Below are 16203 nucleotides of genomic sequence, written 5' to 3'. Positions count from 1 at the left end.
AGGCGAGGCAAACGCTTTCTTAGTTTCCTGAACTATACATCAAACGACACCTTTGTGAAAGCGGTCTCCTCCCAGTTTCGCCGAACCGGACGCATCGTGTTCGGGGAGTGGGGATTCGGGCCGCTTCCGGGCACGGAAAAGCCCCGGCCGTCCCGGCCGGGGCTCGCGTCGGGCAGCCCTAGAGGTACTGCTCGCTGATGTCCTTGACCTCGTCCGCGGGCGCCCAGATCTGGTACACGCCGTTGTCGTACGGCTCGAGCCCGAGCGCGCGGGCCACGTCGCTGCGGCCGCCGCGGTACTCGAGCCGCAGCCACTCCCCCGAGGCGCCGAGCACGAAGAACGGCTCGTCCCGCCAGGTCGCGATCGTGCGCACGTAGAAGAAGTCCTCGAGCTCGCCGATCGGCACGCCGCGGCGGAACCGCCCGTCGGCGACCTCCACGAAGCCGTCGCCGCCGGTCGGCGAGTAGAGCCGCACGTGGGCCCCGTCGGGGCTCGAGTCGTACTCGGCGCCCTTCCAGCGGGCGATGTAGCCGTCGCGCATCAGGCGTCCTTCCATTCCCGGTCGCGGGTGTCGAGCACGTGCGCGGCCCGGTCTTCGGGGTTGGGCCGCACCAGGTCGTAGTGGCCGTCGGCGTCGCCCCAGGCCTCGCCGAGCGCGCCTTCGTAGCCGTAGGCCTCGCCCATCGGGCCGCTCGGGGCGGGCGCGGAGGGCGACGACGGCAGGGCCGGGATCGCGGAGGCCTCGATGGCCGCGGGGCCGCCCAAGGCGCCGTCGACGGGGGTCCACTCGCGGGAGTCGGCGTCGTAGAGCGCGATCTCGGTGACCTCGCCGCGCGAGTCGATCCGGAGGATCTTCGCGCCGTGCGGGAGCCGCACCGAGTCGACCTTGTGCTCGGGGATGCGCTCATCGCCCTCGGAGGGCGCGAACCCGTCGCCGCGGAACGGACCGGGCTCGACGACGGTGCCGCCGCGCGCCTCGGCCGTCGCGTAGTCGTTGCCGCCCAGCGCGACCGGGTAGAGGTCGGTGCGGTAGCCGATCCAGCGCAGGACGTGCACCGAGTCGTCGGCGGGGCTGAACTCCTCGCTGGAGCGAATGAGCCCCAGCGCGAGGTACAGCTGCGCGGGCGTGCGCAGGTGCTCCACGGCCCCGGCCGGGTGCACGAAGCCGCCGACGCGGTCGTAGCCGCGCTCGAGGTAGAACGGCACCTGCTGGTGCGGGATGGTCTTCTGCCACAGGACCGGCTGGACCTTGTGCGCGGGCGAGTTGGCGCGCGCGGCCGCGGCCTGGCGCTGCTCCATCTCGGTGGCGAAGGCCAGCAGGTCCTTCGCTTCGGCCCACTTGATGAGCGGCTCGATCTCGGGGCCGCTCATGTTGGCGCCCACCGAGGTGCCCGGGTTGACGTACAGCGCGTAGTCCTGCGAGGGCCAGTGCTGGATGAGCCAGCCGAACGGGACGACCGTGTGGGCGAGGTCCGCGCCCGCGCGCTCGGCCATGCGCTCGGTCGTCGTGTAGACGGTGATGCCGATGTTGCCGTCGACGATGTCGCTCGACCACCGGAACGCCGGGTCGCCGACGCGCAGGTGCGCGGCCTCGGGGTCCCCGATCGGGAGGATCACGCTGGCGCACAGCAGGGTCTGCAGGAACGCGGCGGTGTCGCCGGCGGACGCGGCCGTGGCGAGCAGCGGCTCGGCCTCCTCACCCGAGAGCTCCACCGGGCGGCCCTGCGCCTGGGCGCTGGGCTGCGGCTCGGGCTCGGCGGGGCGGCGGCCGAACGCGCTCGACATGGACGCGAATGCCTCGGCGGAGCGCTGCGGCTCGGATCCGAAGGCCTCGCCGCCGAACGCGTCGTTGCCGAACGAGTCGTTGCTCTGGAACGCGCCGGCGTTCCCGAAGGACTCGCCGGCCGGGTACGGCTCGGGCGCGCCGGCCGGGGGCGCGGGAGAGCGGGTCGGGAGCGTGGACGGGTCGGGCTGCTGCTCGCGCAGCCAGTCCGGCGCGTCGGGCCACTGGTCCTGCTGCGGGTTCGGCCACTGCGCGTCGGCCGGGAAGCCCTGCGGGGTCGGCGGCTGCGAGTAGGCCGGCGGCGGGGAGCCGTAGCCCTGCGGCTGCGAGCCGAACTCGCGCGGCTGGGAGCCCGTGCCGCGGGGCTGGGAGCCGAACCCCTGCGAGCGGGGCGGCTCGGGCTCGGGCGGCGGCTGGGACGCGAACGAGTGCCCGTTGAACGGGTCGGCCTCGGGCGCCTCGGGGTCGCGCGGCGGCTGCCGCAGCGGCAGGCCCGCCGAGGTGGTGCCGCCGACCGTGGACTGCTGCTGCGCGGTGCCGTTCAGATCCGAGGAGCGGCGGGGCGCGGGCGGCACGTCGGGCACCGGCGGGGCCGGGGGCATGAAGCTCTCGCGACGCTGCTCAGGGGCCGGGGCCATGGGGTTCGCGAACGGGTCCGACTGCGCCGCCGCGAACGGAGACGATTGCGGCCCAGAGGAAAAGGTGTCGCCGTACGGGTCGGCTGCGGGCTCCGGTGCCGGTGCCGGGTCGGCCGGAACGGTGGTCATGCCCTGCGCGACCTGGGCGACGAACCAGGCCGGGAGGTACCCCTCGATCGGCAGGCCGGGGTTGACGGCGAGCCACCACTCCTCGTCGGGCCAGGCCTCGGCGAGCGCGGCGAAGGAGACGCGGCGGGAGGCGCCGGCGTTGTCGCGCAGGCACACCTGGAGCGCGGACTCGGACGTGAAGGCGAGGATGTGGGTGCGGTCGTCGGTGGTCCAGGTGGCCCAGGTGTCCGCCCCCGCACCGTTCGAATCCTCATAGGACAGTGGGAGGACGAGTTCGATCTGCGCCAGGATGCGGAAGTATCCGTCCTGGTCCTCGCCTCGCAGTGCCTCCCGGAGGCGGTGCTCGATCTCGTTACTGGGTTCCCACATCGATCCCACTCAGCCCTTCCCCCCTACCGGTCCTGGATGGGGCCTTGCACATGTACCGGCTCGCGGGCTTCGCCGAGGCCGCTCATTCGCGGCTCGCAAGCTTCGCCGAGCGTGTCGAGAGAACGCGGTGTCCCCTCGCGATCGTCACCGTAACGCGAGGGGGTTGTCAAGTTTCCGTCAGTAGGGCGAGAATAACGAATTCATAAAGGAGAACGTGTGTCATTCCCACGCTGTGGGCCTGTCGCTGTGTAACGATCCGGTTCTCATGGGGGACCGCTCTGCACGCTACGTTCTCGCCTGTCTGTGCTCGACGCTGTTGGCGCTCTTGCTCTCCGCGCACACGGGCCGCGCCTCCGCGCCCGTCGCCTGGCACCTCGCCGCCGTCCGGGCCCCCGAAGCGTGGCCGGTCGCGACCGGCGAGGGCGTCACGGTCGCCGTCGTCGACTCGGGTGTGGACGCCGACCACCCGGCCCTCGAAGGCCGGGTCCTCCCCGGCCGCAGCTACGTCGACGTCGACCCCGGCGACGAGCCGCGCCTCCTCGCGTTCGGCTCCGACCCGAGCCCGGTCTACGAGCGGGCGTTCGGCCAGGCCGACCCGGTCGGGCACGGCACCGCCGTCGCCGGGCTCATCGCCGGCAGCGCCGAGTCGCGGCACCCGGGCGTCGCCCCGGACGCGGCGATCCTGCCGGTCCGGGTCCTCGACGACGAGAACCGGTACCACGATTCGGCGATGGTCGGCGCGGCCGTGGAGTGGGCCGTCGACAACGGCGCGGACGTCATCAACCTCTCCCTCGGCGGCCACTACGACTCGCCGCCGTTCGCCGAGGCGATCGCGTACGCGGAGCGGCACGACGTGCTCATCGTCGCCTGCACCGGGAACCAGGACGCCGACCTACCCGACGAGGAGGTGTGGTTCCCCGCGCGCGTCTCGGACGTGCTCGCGGTGACCGGCTCCGACGAGCACGGACATCGCTGGCGGACCGCCGTCACCGGCGCCGAGACCGACCTGGCCGCGCCGGGGGCGAACCTGGACGCGCCCCGGGCCGGGGGCGGCTACAAGTCCGTGACCGGCACGTCGTTCGCCTCCGCGATGGTCTCGGGCGCGGCGGCCCTGGTGCGCTCGGCGCACCCGGACTGGAGCGCCGACCAGGTGCGCCGCGCGCTCACCGGCACCGCGACCGCGGGCGACCCGGCCCTCGGCGGAGGCATCGTCGACGTGGCGGCGGCCGTCGCCGCCGAGGTCCTGCCGCGGCCGGCGGAGCCCGCCGAGCCCCAGCTCTCACCGGTGTGGAGCGCGGCGGCGACGGCCGCCGGGGGCGGTCTCATCGGCATGTCCGCGCTGCTGTTGCGCGGCGGACGCGGCGCTCGCGGCGGCGGCCGGCTGCCGGGCCGCCCGCGTACCATGGCGGGGTGACCGCCGCCGACGCCCGCCGGGCTCCGAGAACCCGCAGCAAGGGAACCGAGAGCGAACTGGCGAAGAAGCGCCGGGCCCGCAAAGCCGACCGCCTGCTCGCGGCGGCGCACCCGGACGCCAAGTGCGAACTCGACTACACCGATCCGCTCGAGCTCGCGGTCGCCACGATCCTCTCAGCGCAGTGCACCGACGTCCGCGTCAACCTCACGACGCCCACGCTGTTCAAGCGGTACCGCTCCGCGTCCGACTACGCCGAGGCGAACCCCGAGGACGTCGAGGCGATCATCCGGCCCACCGGCTTCTACCGCAACAAGGCGAAGTCGATCATCGGCCTCGGCAAAGCCCTCGTCGAGCACCACGACGGGCGGCTCCCGGAGGACATGGAGTCCCTCGTGAAGCTCCCGGGGATCGGCCGCAAGACCGCGAACGTGATCCGCGGCAACGCCTTCGGCGTTCCCGGCATCACCGTCGACACCCACATGATCCGCATCACCAACCGGCTCGGCCTCGTCGACGGCAAGGACCCCGTCAAGCTCGAGTTCCAGCTCCAGAAGCTCGTCGAGCCGCGCGAGTGGACCATGTTCTCGCACCGGATCATCTTCCACGGCCGCCGCGTCTGCATCGCCCGCAAGCCCGCGTGCGGCGCGTGCACGCTCGCCTCGATCTGCCCCTCCTACGGCGAAGGCCCGACCGACCCCGCCGAAGCCGCGAAACTCCTCAAGGGCGACAACGTCGAGGAGCTGATCCGCCTGGCGGGCATCGAGGACGCGGTGAACCGATGAAGAAGGTCCTGACCGCCGCCGCGGCACTGTTCCTCTTGGCCGCCTGCTCCAACGAGTCCCCGGCCGCGCCGGGCGTCACCGCCGAAGCGCCCGAACCGACCTGGTCCGTCGCGTGCGCCCCCGGCGCGACCGCGATCGACGGCGTCGGCGACCTCGACCTCGACTGCCTCGGTGACGAGGCCCCCACCCCGGTCGGTCCCGCCGGCAAGCCCCTCGTGGTGGTCCTGTGGGCCAGCTGGTGCGAGCCGTGCCAAGCGGAGGCCCCCGAGGTCGAGGCGTTCCACCAGGCGTACGGCGACCAGGTCGACGTGCTCGGCGTCGACACCGCCGACACCCGCGACATGGGCCGCTCCTTCGCCGAGGAGTTCGGCATGACCTTTCCTTCCGTGTTCGATCCCGAAGAGGCCGTTCGCATCGGCCTCGGCGTGCCGGGCCTGCCCGGCGTCGCGTTCGTGAACCCGGACGGCACGGTCGCCGCGCTCGTGGCCGAACCGGGCGTCACCACCGAGAGCCTCGCCGAGACCGCCGAGGGCGCGTTCGGGCTGGAGCTCACATGAGCGAACCGGACTGGTGGCCGCCGCTGCTCAAAGCGGCCGCGGAGGCGCGGCCGCCCGTGATCGGCCGCGTCATCGCCGACCACCTCCTCGCCTACGAGGAGGCCGACGCCCGCACCGCTTCCGTTCTCGTGCTCCTGCGGGACGACGAGGACGGCCCCTCGGTCCTGCTCCAGCAGCGGGCCGCGACCCTGCGCCACCACCCCGGCGAGGTCGCGTTCCCCGGCGGCGGCACCGAACCCGGCGACGCCGACGCGGCCGCGACCGCCCTGCGCGAGGCCGCCGAAGAGCTCGCCGTCGACCCGGACTCGGTCGCCGTCGGCCGGTCCCTCCCGAAACTCTGGATCCCCGTGTCCGGCTTCGCGGTCACGCCCGTCCTGGCACTGTGGACGCGCCCGCACCTGGTCGCACCGCAGGCGGCCTCCGAAGTCGCTGCCGCGCACCAGGTCCCGCTGCCGCTCCTGGCCGACCCGGACTCCCGCGGCACCGTCACCTTCCCCTCGGGCCGCAGCGGCCCCGGCTTCCAGATCGAAGGCGTGCCGCTGATTTGGGGCTTCACCGCCGGGGTACTGTCGTGGCTCCTGGACTTGGGCGGCTGGACCCGCCCCTGGGACACCGGCCGGACGATGGAGCTCGAACGGCACTGAACGGAGGGGCGCATGGAGCCGACCACCGCGGGACTCCTCGTCGATGTCGTGATCGTGCTGCTGGCGCTCCTGTTCGCCATCAACGGCTACCGCGAGGGCTTCATCGCCTCCGCGACCACGTTCATCGGCTTCCTCGGCGGGGCGGTCCTCGGCATCAACCTCGCGCCGTTCGCCGCCGACTTCTACTCCGAGGCACTCGCGAAGCTCATCGCCTCGCTCCTGGTCGTCTTCGCACTCGCCTTGGGCGGCATGGCACTCGCCACCGCCCTCGGTTACCGGCTCCGCAAGCGCCTGCGCCGCGACGGCTCCAAGCGCCTCGACCACCTCGCGGGCCCGATCGTCTCGGTCGCCGCGGTCCTCCTGGTCACCTGGGTCGCGGCTGCGCCGCTCGCGAACTCCTCGATGCCCGCCGTCGCCTCGGCCGTGCGCAACTCGAGCCTGGTGAGCGGCATCGACGAGTACATGCCCGAGGCCGTCAAGGGCGTCTACGAGTCGATGCGCGAATCGCTCAACACCTCGGGGATGCCCGACGTGTTCTCCGGGCTCGACCCGACCGAGGCCCGCTCGGTCGCGCCGCCCGACCCCGAGCTCGCCGCGTCGGGCGTGGTCGTGAACGCCGAGGACTCGGTCCTCAAGGTCCACGGCTCGGCGCCCTCGTGCGACCGCCAGATCGAGGGCTCCAGTTTCGTCTACGACGACGGCCTCGTGGCCACGAACGCGCACGTGGTCGCCGGGACCGACGACGTCCAGGTCGAGTCCGACGGCGACCTCTACGACGCCGAGGTCGTCGTCTTCGAGCCCGAGAAGGACCTCGCGATCCTCTCCGTGCCCGAGCTCGACGCCGCGCCGCTCCCGCTCCGGTCCGACACCGCCGGATCCGGCGACGACGCGATCGTCCTCGGCTACCCGGCGGGCGGCCCGTACACGGCGACGGCCGCTCGCGTCCGCGAGGCCCGCATCGTCACCGGCCCGGACATCTACGACGCCGGCACCGTCACCCGCGAGGTCTACCAGCTCTACGCCCACATCATCGGCGGCAATTCGGGCGGCCCGCTGCTCAACCCCGACGGCGAGGTGATCGGTGTCATCTTCGCCGCCGCGGTCGACGATCCCGAGACCGGATACGCGCTGACCATGGACGAGTCCGCGCCCGTCCTGGACGCGGGGCGCACCGCCTCGGGTCCGGTCGGCACCGGATCGTGCACGTGATCTGTGGGTTCCTGTGGGATTGCGCCATTGCCTGGTACTGGGCGTGGCGTCACATTGCAGGTAGGCTGTACCGGTCGCTGTCGACGCTTTCCGTTTTCCGGAAGATAAACCGCCTTGGCGAAGCTTGCGAGCCATAAGTTTGCGGAGCTGAGACGGCGTGGTGAGTCTCTCGGGGTGACGCTCGGAACCGGCGGAACGCATTCATTCGGATACGAATGTCGATTTCGGCGTCTACGGTGCGCATGTGGATTTACGGGGGTCTCGCTCCCGCAATGCGGACAAGAGGCATAGACTCAGTACTTGCACTAGCGGTGCGTTGAAGAAAGGTGCGAACGGACATGGAAGATGTATTGGCCAGGGCCGCCCTGTTCAAGGGCGTAGACCCCGAAGCTGTCGAGTCGCTCATCAAAGAGATGGAGTACATCGACGTCAACAAGGGCCAGACCGTCTTCACCGAGAACGAGCCGGGTGACAGTCTGTACATCGTCATGTCCGGGAAGGTGAAGCTCGGCCGCCGCTCGGCCGACGGCCGCCAGAACCTGATCGCGGTCATGGGCCCGTCCGACATGGTCGGCGAGCTCGCGCTGTTCGACCCCGGTCCCCGCACCGCCACCGCCACCGCTCTCACCGACACCCGCCTGGCCCGCCTGTCGAAGACGGCGCTGCGCCCCTGGCTGGCCAACCGCCCCGAGATCGCCGAGCAGCTGCTCCGGGTGATAGCCCGCCGGCTGCGTCGCACCAACGACTCGATGGCGGACCTCATCTTCACCGACGTGCCCGGCCGTGTCGCGAAGGCCCTGCTGCACATGGCGAGCCGCTTCGGCACCCGCGACGGCGGCGTCCTGCGCGTCACCCACGACCTCACGCAGGAAGAGCTCGCCCAGCTGGTCGGCGCCTCCCGCGAGACCGTGAACAAGGCCCTCGCCGACTTCGCCGGCCGCGGCTGGCTGCGCCTGGACGGCAAGAGCGTCATCATCATGGACCCCGAGCGGTTGGCTCGGCGCGCCCGCGTGTAACGCTCACGGATGAACATCGAGGCCCCTGGCGATGCCGGGGGCCTTTCTACTTGCCCAGCTCTATGGGGTGATCCTTCGATCACGCCCCTTGGCCGATTCGACGTTCGCGGCCGCGCCCGTCTAGACTTCCGGTAACCATCCCGGAGTCTGCTGAAGGAGCGTTGTGGCAGGGCAACTGAACGTCGAAGTCGTAGCAGTCGACTCGAAGGTGTGGTCCGGCACGGCCAAGGCCGTGTACGCGCGCACCACCGAAGGCGAACTGGGCATCCTCCCGAAGCACCAGCCGCTGCTGGGCGAGCTGCGCGTCGACAGCACCGTACGGGTGCAGCCGGTCGACGGCGCCGAACTGGCCTGGAAGATCGAGGGCGGGTTCCTGTCGGTCACCACCGACGGCGTCACCATCCTCGCCGAGACCGCCGAGGCGGTCGCCCCCGCTTCGGCGTAGCGCATGCTGAAGGCACTGCTCGTCGTCGCCGCACTGGCGGCGGCCGTCGCGGTGTTCTTGGTGCTGACCTACGTCCGCCGCTCCTTCCTGTCCCGCTCGGGCTCGGTGGCCATGGCCGCCAGGCTCTCACGGCACATGGAAGGGCGCGGCTGGGCCCCCGGCTTCGCCGTCTACGAGCGCGGCACACTCCGCTGGTACCGGATGTTCTCCCTCGCGTTCGGCCCGCGCTACTCGCTGCTGCGCCACGACGTGCAGGTCTCCGAGCGCCGCAAGCCGGCCGGCCCCGAAGCGCAGATCTTCCCCCCCGAAGTGGCGATCCTGCGCTGCAAGAGCACGACCGGCGAGGTCGAGCTCGCGATGACCACCTCGGCGGTCACCGGCTTCCTCTCCTGGCTCGAAGCGGCCCCGCCCGGGGCCGAGTTCTACAGCGGCCGCGAATGAACGAACGCCTCCTCCGGATCAACGGAGGAGGCGCCGTCGTTTCCTAAGCCGCCGGTTCGAGCGCCTTCGTGAACAGCGTCTCCCCGTCGAGGTCCTTGAGCGACACCGTGAACACCTCGGTCTCGGCGTCGATCGCGACCTCCCCGAAGAACTGGAAGCCCAGCGCGGGCGACGTGTTCGCGGCCGGAGGCGCCTGCACGAACACCGCCTCCGGGCAGAGTATTCGGTCCAGGAGGTTGTACGTCAACTACCCCGGTTTGAGGCTCAGGGTTTGTCGCTCGTGTCCGCCGCTGGCTGCGGCGTATCGGCGACATTGGGCGTGTTGACGAAAGCCCAAGTCGTGCGTGCGCGGTCACGGATGTTGACCGCGGCTACCTGGTCGGCAGGCCCAGCGAGTCCGCAGCCGACACAAGCGAAATGATCACGAGAAGGCCGGTTGGCCTTGGCGGTGTGCCCGCGGTGCGGGCACCGCCGCGAGGTGTTGCGGGCGTCGACCACGACGACCGGGACTCCTGCGCGCTTGGCCTTGTAGGCGATGAAGGCCTGGAGTTGGTGGAAGGACCACGCGTTGAGCTCGCCTCGCTGGGTGGCTGGGAGCCGTACCCGGTCGCGGATGCCGGCAAGGTCTTCCATGCCGATCCCGCGACCGGTGCGTTCAGCCGACGCTACGAGCTGCTTCGCGATCCGATGGTTCTGGCCTTTGACCGCGCGGGCTTCACGCCTTGCGCGGGCCTTGAGCTTTCGTTTGGCCGACTTGGTGGCCTTGGCCTGGAGCTCGGCGCGGACCTTGGCCATGCACTTGCGGTAGCGCCGCAGCCCGGCCCCGGCGTGGTTGTCGCCATCGGAGCTGGTGGCGATGTTGACGATGCCCATGTCCACGCCGAGGAAATCAATCGTAAGTGGCGCGCGAGTGAACAAAGGGGCCCCGCTCCCCGGTCGGCTTGCGCCGTGGTGTTGCCGGGGAGCGGGGCGGGTGTGCGGTTCAGGCGCCGATTCTCGGGAACGGTTTGGTCGAGAAGACCACTTCCACCGGGACTTCGAAGTACTCGGCGAGTTTCAGGGCGAGATGGAGGCTCGGGCTGTATTCGCCGCGCTCGAGGTAGCCGACCGTCTGGTAGTGGACGCCGAGGGCGTCGGCCAGCTGCCGCCGCGAGACGCCCCGCTCGGCGCGCAGCATCGCGATCCGGTTGTAGACCTCGTCCCCCGCCACGGCCCGATCACCAGTCCCTCTGCATGTCGGCCCGGCGCGCCGCCACCGCCGAACCCGATTCGCGCCGCGACATCCGCCGCAGCAGCCTGGGCGCCAGCGCCATCGAGGCCACGGCCCACAGCGCGAGCACGGCGAACATGGTAGCGGTGCGCCACTCGCCGCCGATCTCCACCGCCGCCATGGCGTCCGGCAGCAGCGCGTGCCGCATCCCCAGGCCCATCCAGTAGATCGGGAAGACCTGCCCGATCCCCTGCAGCCAGCCCGGCAGCGCCGTGATCGGGTAGAAGATCCCCGAGATCGCGACCAGGCCCATGACCGGGAAGATCACGAGGCCCATGTTGCGCGGGTTGTCGATGATCGCCCCGAGCACGGCGCCGATCGGCAGCGCCGCGATGATCCCCGTGAGCAGCACGGCGATGAACAGCAGCCACCGGTCGGGGGTCCCGAACTCGAGGCCGTCGAACAGCGGCAGGCCCACGGCGAGCAGCGCGATGACGGTGACGCTGATGAACATCGCGGTCGACAGGAGGTGCCCGACGAGGTAGCCGGTCATGCCGCCGGGCATCGACTTGGCGCGCAGCAGCGTGCCGTTGGTGCGGTCCATCGCGAGCGCGCCGACCATCGCGGTGATGCCGCCGAAGACGACGTTCATGCCGATGAGGCTCGGCATGTTCATGGCGCCCAAGGACACCGGTGCGCCCTCGAAGTCGGCGCGCTGCATGAAGAGCAGCACCACGATCGCGATGCCGGTGGGCATGAGGAACCCCATCAGGTCCCCCGGGGACGTCAGCGAGACCTTCGTCTCGATGAGCGCCCGCTTCCAGCCGGTCCGGTACTCGTGGAGGGTGTTGGTGCTCATCGGGTGACCTCCTTGAATGTGTCGACGGCGGTCGCGGTCTCCCCGGCCTCGAACTTGGCGACCAGTTCCAGGTAGGCGTCTTCGAGGCTCGCGCGGTGGATCTCGAGCTCGGTGACCTTGCCGTCGTCGGTGGCGAGGAGCTTGCGGACGAAGTCCGTGGCGTCCTCGGTCGCGTGGATCTGGAGCCGCCCGTCTTGGATCCACTTCACTTCGGCCGTGGTCGAAGCGGCGCGCGCGAGCTGGTCGGGCGAGCCGTCGGCGATGATGCGACCGCCCGCGAGGATGAGGATCCGCTCGGCGAGCTTCTCGGCCTCGTCGAGGTCGTGGGTGGTGAGCAGGATCGTGGTGCCGTCGAGGTCGGTGAGCCGGTGGATGAGCTCGTGGAACTCGCGGCGGGCGTGCGGGTCGAAGCCGGTGGTGGGCTCGTCGAGGAAGAGGAGCGCGGGCCTGCCGATGATGCCGAGGGCCACGTCGAGGCGGCGGCGCTGGCCGCCGGAGAGGGTCTGCACGCGCTGCCCGGCCTGCGCGGTGAGGCCGACGAGGTCGAGCAGTTCGCCGGCGCCCCAGGGCGCCGCGTAGGGCCGGTAGTACTCGGCGAAGTGGGCGACGATGTCGCGCACCTTCCATTTGCCGTTGTCGCGCCATTCCTGGAGGACGACGCCGAGCTGCGCGCGCCAGGCCTCGCCCCCGATGGCCGGGTCGGTGCCGAGGACCTGGACTTCGCCGGCGGAGCGGGCGCGGAAGCCTTCCAAGATCTCGATGGTGGTGGTCTTGCCGGCGCCGTTGGGGCCGAGGAGGGCGGTGACGCCGCCGGGTTCGATCTCGAGGTCGAGCCCGGTGAGCACGTCTTTGTCGCCGTAGCGCATCCGCAGGTCGGACACGGCGATGGCGGGCCCGTCGTAAGCCGGGGGGTGTCCCATGGTCACCTCTCCGCAGTAGTAGTTCGTTCGTTGGTAGCACACATACTACATCTCGCCGTAGACCTCCGCCATCCGGTAAACGACGAGGGCCGCCCACCTGCTGGTGGGCGGCCCTCGCGGTGCGGAGAGTGTGGTCTAGGTCCGGCGCTTCTCGCCCGAGCGGGCGAGCACGCGCTGCAGCAGGATGAACGCCAGGAGCAGCACGCCCATCGCGATGCGCGCCCACCACGAGGACAGGTCCCCCTGGAAGGCGATCAGGGTGTTGAGCAGGCCCCACACCATGACCCCGGCGACGGTGCCGAGCACGAACCCGGCGCCGCCGGTGAGCAGCGTCCCTCCGATGACGACGGCGGCGATCGCGTCGAGCTCGGCGCCGACGTTGGCGAGCGGGTTGGCGCTCTTGGTGCCCATGGCGGCCATGACGCCGGCGAGGGCCGCGCAGAAACCGCTGACGGCGTACACGCCGATCTTGGTGCGCGCCACGGGGAGGCCCATGAGCAGCGCGGACTGCTCGGAGCCGCCGACGGCGTACACGCCGCGCCCGAAGCGCGTGTAGTGCAGCACCACGAACGCCACGATCACGACCGCGAAGGCCACGAACGAGAGGTTCGGCAGCCAGAACCCGCCGGTGCGGATCTTGCCGACCTCGACGAGGTGCTCCATGCCCCAGTGGAAGAACTGGATGTCGCGCATGGAGACGTCGGTGTCGGAGATCTGCAGCGTCAGGCCGCGGAACAGGAAGAGCCCCACCAGGGTCGCGATGAACGGCTGCACGTTGAAGTAGTGGATCACCGCGCCGATCCCGAGGCCCCAGAGCGTGCCGAAGGCGAGCACGAGCCCGACCACGAGCGGCGCGCTGAGCCCGGCGTCGACGGTGAGCCAGGCGCAGCACATCGTCGAGAACGCCATCACCGAGCCCACGGAGAGGTCGATGCCGCCCGCGAGGATCACGAACGTCATGCCGACGGCGATGATCAGGAGCGGGGCGTTGTCGATGAACAGCTTCGCGATGACCTGCGGGCTGTCGAACTTCGGGAAGCTGGCGATCCCGCCGAGGTACAGCACGAGCAGCAGCACCACGGTGGCGCCGATCGGGATGTACCTGGTCACGCCGTCGAACAGCGTCGAGCGCGCGGGTCGCTCGGTCAGCGTTTGCGTGCTCATTTCGCCGCGACCTCCTTTGCGGGCGCGGGGGCCGCGGGCCTCCGCTTGAACGGCTTGAGGATCCAGCCCCGGAACTCGGGGCTCTGCAGCAGCGCGACGACGAAGACGACGATGGCCTTCGCGGTGAACTGCCACTGGCTGGAGAGGCCGACGTTGATGATCGTGTCCTCGAGCGTGCCGATGATGACGACGCCGATCGCGGTGCCCAGCAGGTAGAACCGGCCGCCGAGCAGCGCGGTGCCGCCGATGACCACGGCGAGGATCGCGTCGAGCTCGATCCACAGGCCGCCGTTGTTGGCGTCGGCGCTGCCGAGGTTGGCCGCGCCGATGAGACCGGCGAGGCCGGCGCACAGCCCGCACACCAGGTACACGAGGACGGTGATGCCCTTGGCGCGGATGCCCGCGAGGCGGCTCGCCTCGGGGTTGCCGCCCACCGATTCGAGCAGCATGCCGAGCGCGGTGCGGCGCGTGAGCAGTGCGAGCGCGAGGAGCATGAGCACGGCGATGACGATCGGCAGCGGGACCGTGAGGAGCTCCCCGCGGCCCAGCTGCGTGAACGGGCTCGAGTCCTCGACCTTCGGGATCTGCCCGCCGGTGATGAGCTGCGCGATGCCGCGCCCGGCGATCATGAGGATGAGCGTGGCGACGATCGGCTGGATGCCGAAGTACGCCACCATGGTCCCGTTCCACGCGCCGATCACGGCGGTGACGACGAGCGCGAGCGCGATGGCGGAGAAGATGAGCCCGGCCGCGGACTGGTCGGGCGCGTCGATGATCATCTGGCAGGCGATGGCCGCGCCGATCGCGTACACCGCGCCGACCGAGAGGTCGATGCCCTTGGTGGCGATCACGAGCGTCATGCCGAGCGCGATGAGCAGCAGCGGCGCCGAGCGCCGCAGGATGTTGACGAACGCGCCGGAGAGGCGGCCGTCGTTGACGTGCGGCACGATGAAGTCGAAGCCGGTGACGCTGATGTTGATGACGATGAGCGCCACCAGGACGAGCACCGGCCACATGAGGCGCTTCGCATAGCTGTTCGCCCGCCCGTCGCCCGCCACCGCCCGGACAGGAGTAAACACCCTATTCACCATGCCCCCCGGCCACGATCGTGTCGACGATCTTCTCGGTCGTCATGTCCGCCTCGGCTTCGAGCACCGCGATGAGCTCCCGGTCGCGCAGGACCGCGATCCGGTCGGACAGGCGCGTGACCTCGTCGAGCTCGGCGGAGACGAACAGCACCGACATGCCGTCCGCCGACAGCTCGGCGACGAGCTTCTGGATGTCGGCCTTCGCGCCCACGTCGATGCCGCGCGTGGGCTCGTCGAGGATGAGCAGCTTCGGCTCGATGAGCATCCAGCGGGCGAGCAGCACCTTCTGCTGGTTCCCGCCGGAGAGGTTCTTGACGGGCATGTCCGGGTTCGCCGGGCGGATGTCGAGCTTCTCGATGAACTCGGCCACCAGCTTGTCGCGGCGGGCCACCGGAATCGACCGGGCCCACCCGCGCGACGCCTGCATCGCCAGGATCATGTTCTCGGCGACCGTCAGGTCCCCCACGAGCCCTTCGGTCTTGCGGTTCTCCGGGCAGTACGCGATCCCGCGCGCCGAAGCGGTGCGCGGGTTGTGGAACCCGGTGGATTCGCCGTCGAAGACCAGCGAGCCCGAGTCGGCGCGGTCGGCGCCGGCGATGAGCCGCACGGTCTCCGTGCGCCCCGAGCCGAGCAGCCCGGCCAGGCCCACGACCTCGCCGCGGCGCACCTCCAGGTCGTACGGCGCGATGGAGCCCTTGCGGCCCAGGCCCGTCGCCCGCACCAGCGGCGCCTCGTCCTCGACGTGGTGCGCGGCGGCGGTGCGCTCGATCTGCTCGAGCGTGGCGGCCTCGCGGCCGAGCATGTGCCCGATGAGCGCGTTCTCCGGCAGGTCCGCGGTGGCCCACTCGCCCACGAGCTGGCCGTTGCGCAGCACCGTCATCCGGTCGCAGATCTCGTAGACCTGGTCGAGGAAGTGCGAGATGAACACCATCGCGGTGCCGTTCTCGGCCAGGCGGCGCATGACCCCCAGGAGCACCGCGACCTCGTCGCGGTCGAGCGAGGAGGTCGGCTCGTCGAGGATGAGGACCTTGGCCTCGATGTCGACGGCGCGGGCGATCGCCACGAGCTGCTGCATCGCGATCGAGTAGGACGACAGCGGCGCGGCGACGTTGAGGTCGATCCCGATGTCGTCCAGGAGCGCCTTCGCCTTGCGGCGCATGGCGCGGAAGTTGATGAACGGGCCGAGGCGCGGCTCGCGCCCGGCGAAGAGGTTCTCGGCCACCGACAGGTTGTCGGTGAGGTTGACCTCCTGGTAGACCGTGGAGATCCCGGCGGCCTGGGCCGCGCCCGGGCTGTGGAACCGGACCGGCCTCCCGTCGAGCAGGATCTCGCCGGCGTCCGGGTGGTGGACGCCCGTGAGCACCTTGATCAGAGTGGACTTCCCGGCGCCGTTCTCCCCCATGACGGCATGGATCTCTCCAGGCCTGAGGGTGAAGTCCACGCCGTCGAGGGCGCGGACACCGGTGAAGTCCTTCCTGATCCCGGTCATCTGGACGATCGGGTCGTCAGACATGGGATTGGACCTTCGCTGTGGG

At 70.8% G+C, this 16203-nt stretch carries 18 protein-coding genes; 8 read left to right on the top strand and 10 right to left on the bottom strand.

The features are described 5' to 3' along the window. Positions 1-178: 178 nt before the first annotated feature. Both AB0K52_RS06265 and AB0K52_RS06260 read right to left on the bottom strand, forming a co-directional pair. Positions 179-544: a hypothetical protein gene (locus AB0K52_RS06265; protein ID WP_363527232.1), complete on the bottom strand. Its 366-nt coding sequence runs from the start codon at positions 542-544 to the stop codon at positions 179-181. Beyond that, positions 541-2919: an SseB family protein gene (locus AB0K52_RS06260; protein ID WP_363526893.1), complete on the bottom strand. Its 2379-nt coding sequence runs from the start codon at positions 2917-2919 to the stop codon at positions 541-543. Before AB0K52_RS06260 ends, AB0K52_RS06265 begins: the two co-directional genes overlap by 4 nt. 316 nt (positions 2920-3235) lie before the next feature. Between AB0K52_RS06260 and AB0K52_RS06255 the strand changes: the two genes are divergently transcribed. The 8 genes from AB0K52_RS06255 to AB0K52_RS06220 all read left to right on the top strand — a co-directional run bounded on the left by AB0K52_RS06255 (position 3236) and on the right by AB0K52_RS06220 (position 9427). Then, entirely contained in the window at positions 3236-4333 is a 1098-nt protein-coding gene (locus AB0K52_RS06255; RefSeq protein ID WP_363526890.1) for a S8 family serine peptidase, read from the top strand. Continuing rightward, on the top strand, positions 4330-5115 hold the full coding sequence (gene nth / locus AB0K52_RS06250) for an endonuclease III (RefSeq protein ID WP_363526887.1): 786 nt from the start codon (positions 4330-4332) through the stop codon (positions 5113-5115). Before AB0K52_RS06255 ends, nth begins: the two co-directional genes overlap by 4 nt. After that, on the top strand, positions 5112-5672 hold the full coding sequence (locus AB0K52_RS06245) for a TlpA disulfide reductase family protein (RefSeq protein WP_363526885.1): 561 nt from the start codon (positions 5112-5114) through the stop codon (positions 5670-5672). Before nth ends, AB0K52_RS06245 begins: the two co-directional genes overlap by 4 nt. After that, complete coding sequence (locus AB0K52_RS06240; RefSeq protein WP_363526882.1) at positions 5669-6316, top strand: CoA pyrophosphatase; 648 nt, start codon at positions 5669-5671, stop codon at positions 6314-6316. The genes AB0K52_RS06245 and AB0K52_RS06240 overlap by 4 nt, the downstream gene beginning before the upstream one ends. Before the next feature lie 12 nt (positions 6317-6328). Further along, positions 6329-7525, top strand: a complete 1197-nt coding sequence (locus AB0K52_RS06235; RefSeq protein WP_363526879.1) for a MarP family serine protease — start codon at positions 6329-6331, stop codon at positions 7523-7525. A 338-nt stretch (positions 7526-7863) separates the two neighbouring features. Next, positions 7864-8541, top strand: a complete 678-nt coding sequence (locus AB0K52_RS06230; protein ID WP_030144656.1) for a Crp/Fnr family transcriptional regulator — start codon at positions 7864-7866, stop codon at positions 8539-8541. Between the two features lie 163 nt (positions 8542-8704). Next, positions 8705-8986, top strand: coding sequence for a F0F1 ATP synthase subunit epsilon (locus AB0K52_RS06225; protein ID WP_208496724.1), 282 nt, complete (start codon positions 8705-8707; stop codon positions 8984-8986). A 3-nt stretch (positions 8987-8989) separates the two neighbouring features. After that, positions 8990-9427: a DUF2550 domain-containing protein gene (locus AB0K52_RS06220; RefSeq protein WP_363526875.1), complete on the top strand. Its 438-nt coding sequence runs from the start codon at positions 8990-8992 to the stop codon at positions 9425-9427. A 43-nt stretch (positions 9428-9470) separates the two neighbouring features. Here the strand turns inward: AB0K52_RS06220 and AB0K52_RS06215 are convergent, their stop codons facing one another. The 8 genes from AB0K52_RS06215 to AB0K52_RS06180 all read right to left on the bottom strand — a co-directional run bounded on the left by AB0K52_RS06215 (position 9471) and on the right by AB0K52_RS06180 (position 16181). Continuing rightward, positions 9471-9674 (bottom strand): hypothetical protein, encoded by a 204-nt coding sequence (locus AB0K52_RS06215; protein WP_363526872.1) that lies wholly within the window; start codon positions 9672-9674, stop codon positions 9471-9473. Between the two features lie 17 nt (positions 9675-9691). Beyond that, on the bottom strand, positions 9692-10306 hold the full coding sequence (locus tag AB0K52_RS06210) for a transposase (protein ID WP_363526869.1): 615 nt from the start codon (positions 10304-10306) through the stop codon (positions 9692-9694). A 103-nt stretch (positions 10307-10409) separates the two neighbouring features. Next, on the bottom strand, positions 10410-10604 hold the full coding sequence (locus AB0K52_RS06205; RefSeq protein WP_205324374.1) for a helix-turn-helix transcriptional regulator: 195 nt from the start codon (positions 10602-10604) through the stop codon (positions 10410-10412). A 40-nt stretch (positions 10605-10644) separates the two neighbouring features. Then, positions 10645-11496, bottom strand: coding sequence for an ABC transporter permease (locus AB0K52_RS06200; protein ID WP_363526866.1), 852 nt, complete (start codon positions 11494-11496; stop codon positions 10645-10647). Continuing rightward, positions 11493-12416: an ABC transporter ATP-binding protein gene (locus tag AB0K52_RS06195; RefSeq protein WP_363526862.1), complete on the bottom strand. Its 924-nt coding sequence runs from the start codon at positions 12414-12416 to the stop codon at positions 11493-11495. Before AB0K52_RS06195 ends, AB0K52_RS06200 begins: the two co-directional genes overlap by 4 nt. A 135-nt stretch (positions 12417-12551) precedes the next feature. Beyond that, positions 12552-13580, bottom strand: coding sequence for a sugar ABC transporter permease YjfF (locus AB0K52_RS06190; protein ID WP_363526859.1), 1029 nt, complete (start codon positions 13578-13580; stop codon positions 12552-12554). Next, positions 13577-14659 (bottom strand): ABC transporter permease, encoded by a 1083-nt coding sequence (locus AB0K52_RS06185; RefSeq protein ID WP_363526856.1) that lies wholly within the window; start codon positions 14657-14659, stop codon positions 13577-13579. The genes AB0K52_RS06190 and AB0K52_RS06185 overlap by 4 nt, the downstream gene beginning before the upstream one ends. 1 nt (position 14660) lies before the next feature. Then, positions 14661-16181: a sugar ABC transporter ATP-binding protein gene (locus AB0K52_RS06180; protein ID WP_363526853.1), complete on the bottom strand. Its 1521-nt coding sequence runs from the start codon at positions 16179-16181 to the stop codon at positions 14661-14663. Positions 16182-16203: the final 22 nt, after the last annotated feature.

It is taken from the genome of Glycomyces sp. NPDC049804, assembly GCF_040674615.1.
Classification (GTDB): domain Bacteria; phylum Actinomycetota; class Actinomycetes; order Mycobacteriales; family Micromonosporaceae; genus Glycomyces; species Glycomyces niveus.
This window is presented reverse-complemented; position numbering and strand designations above follow the sequence as displayed.